Here is a 5111-nt window from a genome sequence, read left to right as displayed (position 1 = left end):
CGCTCGCGCCGCCGAGCTGATCCGGTCGGCGAAGCGGCCGATCGTCGTCGCCGGCGGCGGCGTCATCTACAGCGAGGCGACCGACGCGCTGCGCGAGTTCTGCGAGGCCACCGGGATCCCGGTGGGCGAGAGCCAGGCCGGCAAGGGCTCGCTGCCGTACGACCACCCACTGGCCCTGGGTGCCGTCGGGAGCACCGGGACGACGGCCGCGAACCGGCTCGCCCGGGAGGCCGACGTGGTCATCGGCATCGGCACCCGCTACAGCGACTTCACGACGGCGTCCCGCACCGCGTTCCAGAACCCGGACGTGCGTTTCGTCAACATCAACATCACCGGGTTCGACGGCGCCAAGCACGCCGGGATCCCCGTCGTCGCCGACGCCCGGGAGACGCTCGTCGCGCTGACGAAGGAGCTGGCCGGCTACGACACCGGCGCCGAGTATCGCGACCGGGCGACGACGCTAGCCGCCGAGTGGGACCGTACCGTCGAGGACGCCTACCATCTCGGCCACGGCCCGCTGGCCGCGCAGTCGGAGATCATCGGCGCCGTGAACGACATCTCCCGCCCGCGCGACGTCGTCATCTGCGCAGCCGGCTCGATGCCCGGTGACCTGCACAAACTCTGGCGCACCCGGGACCCGAAGGGATACCACGTCGAGTACGGGTACTCCTGCATGGGTTACGAGATCGCCGGCGGTGTCGGCGCGAAGATGGCGGCGCTCTCCGCCGGCGACGACCGCGACGTCTACATCATGGTCGGCGACGGCTCGTACCTGATGATGGCGCAGGAACTGGTCACCGCGGTCCAGGAGGGCATCAAGGTCATCGTCGTGCTGGTGCAGAACCACGGCTTCCAGTCGATCGGGGCGCTCTCGGAAGAGGTAGGCGCCGAGCGGTTCGGCACCAAGTACCGGTACCGCGGTGCGGCCAGCGGCAGACTCGACGGGGACACGCTCCCGGTCGATCTCGCGGCCAACGCGGCCAGCCTCGGCGTGCACGTGCTGCGCGCCAGCGGCGTCGACGAGTTTCGTGCCGCGCTCCGCGAGGCGCAGCAGGCGACAGGGCCGGTCATGGTGCACATCGACACTGACCCGCTGGTGCCCGCCCCCGGCGGCGAGTCCTGGTGGGACGTACCGGTCGCCGAGGTCGCGAAGGTGGACGCCACCCGCAAGGCTCGCGCCAGCTATGACCACCACAAGGCCGACCAGCGCCGCTACCTGTAACTCCCGGAAGGGGATGTGAGATACCCGTGAGAACCATCGAGCATTGGATCGACGGCCGGACGACGTCTGGCTCGTCGACCCGGACCAGCCAGGTCTGGAACCCGGCGACGGGCCAGCAGCAGGCCGAGGTCTTGCTGGCCGACTCCGCCGATGTAAGCGCCGCGGTCGCCAGTGCATCCGCCGCGTTCGAGTCGTGGTCGCAGACGTCACTGTCGAAGCGGACCAAGATCCTCTTCAACTTCCGCCAGCTCGTCGACGCCCGAGCTCAAGACCTGGCCGAGATCATCGCCGACGAGCACGGCAAGGTCGTCTCGGACGCGCTGGGCGAGGTGCAACGCGGGCTGGAGGTCGTGGAGTTCGCCTGCGGCATCCCGCACTTGCTCAAGGGCGACTACTCCGACCAGGTCTCCACCGGCGTCGACGTGTTCAGCTTCCGCGAGCCGCTCGGTGTCGTCGCCGGCATCACACCGTTCAACTTCCCGGTGATGGTGCCGATGTGGATGTTCCCGGTGGCGATCGCCTGCGGCAACACCTTCGTGCTCAAGCCGAGCGAACGCGACCCGTCGGCGTCGATGCTGGTGGCGGAGCTGTGGTCGGAGGCAGGCCTGCCCGACGGCGTGTTCAACGTGGTGCACGGTGACAAGACCGCCGTCGACGCGGTTCTCGACCACCCCGAGATCTCCGCCGTCTCGTTCGTCGGCTCCACCCCGATCGCCCGTTACATCCACGAGCGGGCCAGCGCCAACGGCAAGCGGGTGCAGGCCCTGGGCGGCGCGAAGAACCACGCGATCGTCATGCCGGACGCCGACGTCGACTTCGCCTCCGACCACATGGTCGCCGCCGCGTTCGGTTCGGCGGGGGAACGGTGCATGGCCATCTCGGCCGCTGTGACCGTCGGCGACGCAGGCGACCGCCTGGTCGACGCGGTCACCGCCAAGGCGGAGAAGGTCCGGGTCGGCCCGGGGCGGGATGCGGCGAGTGAGATGGGCCCGGTGGTGACCCCGCAGGCGCGGGACCGGATCAACGGGCTGATCGGCTCCGGTGCCGAGCAGGGCGCCACGCTGACCGTCGACGGCCGCGGCTACACGGTCGACGGACACGAGAACGGGTTCTGGGTCGGCCCCACGGTGATCGACCGGGTTACCACCGAGATGGACGTCTACACCGAGGAGATCTTCGGCCCGGTGCTCTCCGTCGTCCGGGTAGAGACCGTCGACGACGCGATCGCGCTGATCAACGACAATCCGTACGGGAACGGCACGGCGATCTTCACCAGCAGCGGCGAGGCCGCAAGACGCTTCCAGCGTGGAGTTCAGGTCGGCATGATCGGCATCAACGTGCCTATCCCGGTTCCGATGGCATATTACTCGTTCGGCGGGTGGAAGGACTCCCTGTTCGGCGACAAACACGTCCACGGTCCCGAAGGCGTGTCCTTCTATACCCGGGCCAAGGTCATCACGTCCCGCTGGCCGCACGTCGGCAATCCCGTCGGCGCCAGCTACCACTTCCCGACCACGTCCTGACTACCTAACCGCGTCGCACGACGTGCCGACCACGTCAACCCGCGTTCGTACGACGTCCTGATCACTGTCGCCGACGACGGCGCTGGAGGCAAAAGCAGATGGCGATCACAGGCATAGCCAACGCTCCCGTGAGCTTCGGCATCTTCGAGCTGACCACGGGCGCGGACTTTCCCGAGCCGGAGACGATCCTCTCTCCGCTGCGCGACGCCGGGTATGACGGTATCGACCTCGGCCCGCCTGGCTGGCTCGGGCGTGGCGACGTGCTGCGGGGGCGGCTTCGCGAGCACGGGATGGCGCTCGCCGGCGGGTGGGTGGACTTGCCGTTCACCGCGGACGACGCCGAGTTCGAGGCCGCCCTCGCCGGACTGGACGAGGTCCTGGAGATCTTCGTCGCCGCTGCGGAGGTGGACCGGTCCCGGTTGCCGCTGCCGACGCTTGCGGATGCGGGCTCCGATGCGCGTCGCGCCAATCCGGGCGGCGGTCGCGACGTGATGCTCGACGACGCCGGCTGGAAGTGTCTGGTCGGCAACGTCGGGAAGGCCGCGGACCGGGTCCGCGCGACGGGCCTGGAGCCGACGTTCCACCACCACGCCTGCACGCACGTGGAGACCCCAGAGGAGATCGACATCTTTCTCGACCGCACCGACGTGGGGCTGACGCTGGACACCGGTCACCTGATCATCGGTGGCGGCGATCCGGTCGACGGCTGGCGGCGATGGAAGGATCGGGTCAACCATCTGCATCTGAAGGACGTGCGCCGGGATGTGCTCGAGACCGTGGTCCGGGAACGTGCCGGCATGCGTGCCGTGTGGGAGCGCAAGGCCTTCGTGGCGCTGGGCGCCGGGGACCTGGATCTGGCGTCGTTCATGGGCGGTGTGATGGCTGATGGGTTCGACGGGTGGCTCGTCGTCGAGCAGGACGTCGTCCCGTCGCCGTCCGACCCGCCCGGGCGCGCCGCCGAGGATCAGCTCGCCAACCGCGAGATGCTGCGAGAGTGGTTTCCGCTCGGCTGACCCCATGATCATCAACGGTTGACCGCAGCTGACCGGATCAACGGTTGATGATCATGGGAGAGAAGGGGATGAGCATGGCTGTTCGCGTCGGCGTCATCGGCGTTGGGGTGATCGGGCAGGACCACGTCCGCCGCCTGACCCACGTGCTGTCCGGATCGAGGGTGGTGGCCGTCACCGACGCGGACGCCGCCCGGGCGCATGAGGTCGCCAGGCGGGTGCCCGGCGCCACGGTGCGTGCCACCGGTCGGGACCTGATCGCGGCCGACGACGTGGACGCCGTCCTGGTCGCATCCTGGGGTGCGACGCACGAGGAGTACGTCGTGGCCTGCATCGAGGCGGGCAAGCCGGTCTTCTGCGAGAAGCCGCTGGCGCCGTCCGGCGATGCTGCCGCGCGGATCGTCGACGCCGAGGTTGCGGCCGGTCGTCGGCTGGTGCAGGTGGGGTTCATGCGCCGGTACGATCCCGCGTACGTGGAGCTCAAGGGCGTCGTCCAGGAGGGGTCGATCGGTTTGCCGCTGCTCATGCACTGCGCACACCGTAACGCGTCGCCCCCGCCCTACTATGAGGCTCACATGGCCGTCACCGAGACGGCGGTGCACGAGTTCGACATGGTGCGCTGGCTGCTGGAGGAAGAGATCACCGCCGTGACCGTGCTACGGCCGCGGCCCAGCCGGCACGGTGGGGACGTCCAGGATCCACTGCTCCTGCTCTTGGAGACCTCGAACGGCGTCCTCGTGGACCTGGAGACATCGGTCAACATCCGCTATGGCTACGACATCCGCTGCGAAGTGGTGGGCGAGGACGGGACCGCTGAGCTGGGCCCGGTCTCACCCGTGGTGGTCCGTCGGGACGGCGCATTGACCGCGCCAGTTCCCCCGGATTGGCAGGGGCGGTTCGAGAGGGCCTACGACGTGGAGCTTCAGCACTGGGTCGATTCGGTGACCGCGGGCGAGGCGATCGGGCCCAGCACGTGGGACGGCTACGCCGCTGCTGTCATCGCCGACGCCGGCCTGCGGTCACTGGGCAGCCGGGACAGGGTGCCCGTTGAGCTCCGTGACAAGCCCGACCTGTACGCGAAGCCGTAGCGTGTGACGCCCGGACGCTGTGGCGCGTCCCGGACTGTTTCAGACCAGGAGGACGGCGGCCCGGTGGTGGGGGCAGCCCGGATATCCATCCGAGCGGCCGCGGGATGCCTCAGGCAGGCTTACAGGACGCAGTCGGCGTAGCGCTGTTTCATCAGGGCGACGACGCTGTCGGGGTCGGCGGCCCAGATGTCGGCGTTGAAGATCTCCACCTCGATGTCGCCGTTGTAGCCGGCGGCCTCGACCAGCTGCCGGAAGTAGCGGAAGTCGA

General features: G+C 69.1%; 4 protein-coding genes and 1 pseudogene. 4 read left to right on the top strand and 1 reads right to left on the bottom strand.

All coding sequences use genetic code 11. From position 1 onward, the window contains the following. From ELR45_RS36960 to ELR45_RS05230, 4 genes are all read left to right on the top strand, one after another. A partial coding sequence (locus tag ELR45_RS36960; protein ID WP_240759168.1) for a thiamine pyrophosphate-dependent enzyme occupies positions 1-1222 on the top strand: 1222 nt, incomplete at its 5' end. A 26-nt stretch (positions 1223-1248) separates the two neighbouring features. Further along, on the top strand, positions 1249-2745 hold the full coding sequence (locus ELR45_RS05240) for a CoA-acylating methylmalonate-semialdehyde dehydrogenase (protein ID WP_129663998.1): 1497 nt from the start codon (positions 1249-1251) through the stop codon (positions 2743-2745). A 98-nt stretch (positions 2746-2843) separates the two neighbouring features. Next, positions 2844-3758 carry a sugar phosphate isomerase/epimerase family protein gene (locus ELR45_RS05235; protein WP_129663996.1) on the top strand — a complete coding sequence of 305 codons (915 nt, stop codon included), beginning with the start codon at positions 2844-2846 and terminating at the stop codon, positions 3756-3758. 74 nt (positions 3759-3832) lie between these two features. Then, complete coding sequence (locus tag ELR45_RS05230; RefSeq protein WP_129663994.1) at positions 3833-4843, top strand: Gfo/Idh/MocA family oxidoreductase; 1011 nt, start codon at positions 3833-3835, stop codon at positions 4841-4843. Positions 4844-4962: 119 nt separating this feature from the next. Here the strand turns inward: ELR45_RS05230 and ELR45_RS42505 are convergent. Beyond that, a pseudogene (locus tag ELR45_RS42505) lies at positions 4963-5111 on the bottom strand (sugar phosphate isomerase/epimerase); the annotation flags it as partial.

Source organism: Phytoactinopolyspora endophytica (genome assembly GCF_004138495.1).
Classification (GTDB): Bacteria; Actinomycetota; Actinomycetes; order Jiangellales; family Jiangellaceae; genus Phytoactinopolyspora; species Phytoactinopolyspora endophytica.
This window is presented reverse-complemented; position numbering and strand designations above follow the sequence as displayed.

Coding starts and splice junctions, on each gene's coding strand:
- ELR45_RS05235 (WP_129663996.1), top strand. CDS start 2,844: ATGGCGATCACAGGCATAGCCAACGCTCCCGTGAGCTTCGGCATCTTC.
- ELR45_RS05230 (WP_129663994.1), top strand. CDS start 3,833: ATGGCTGTTCGCGTCGGCGTCATCGGCGTTGGGGTGATCGGGCAGGAC.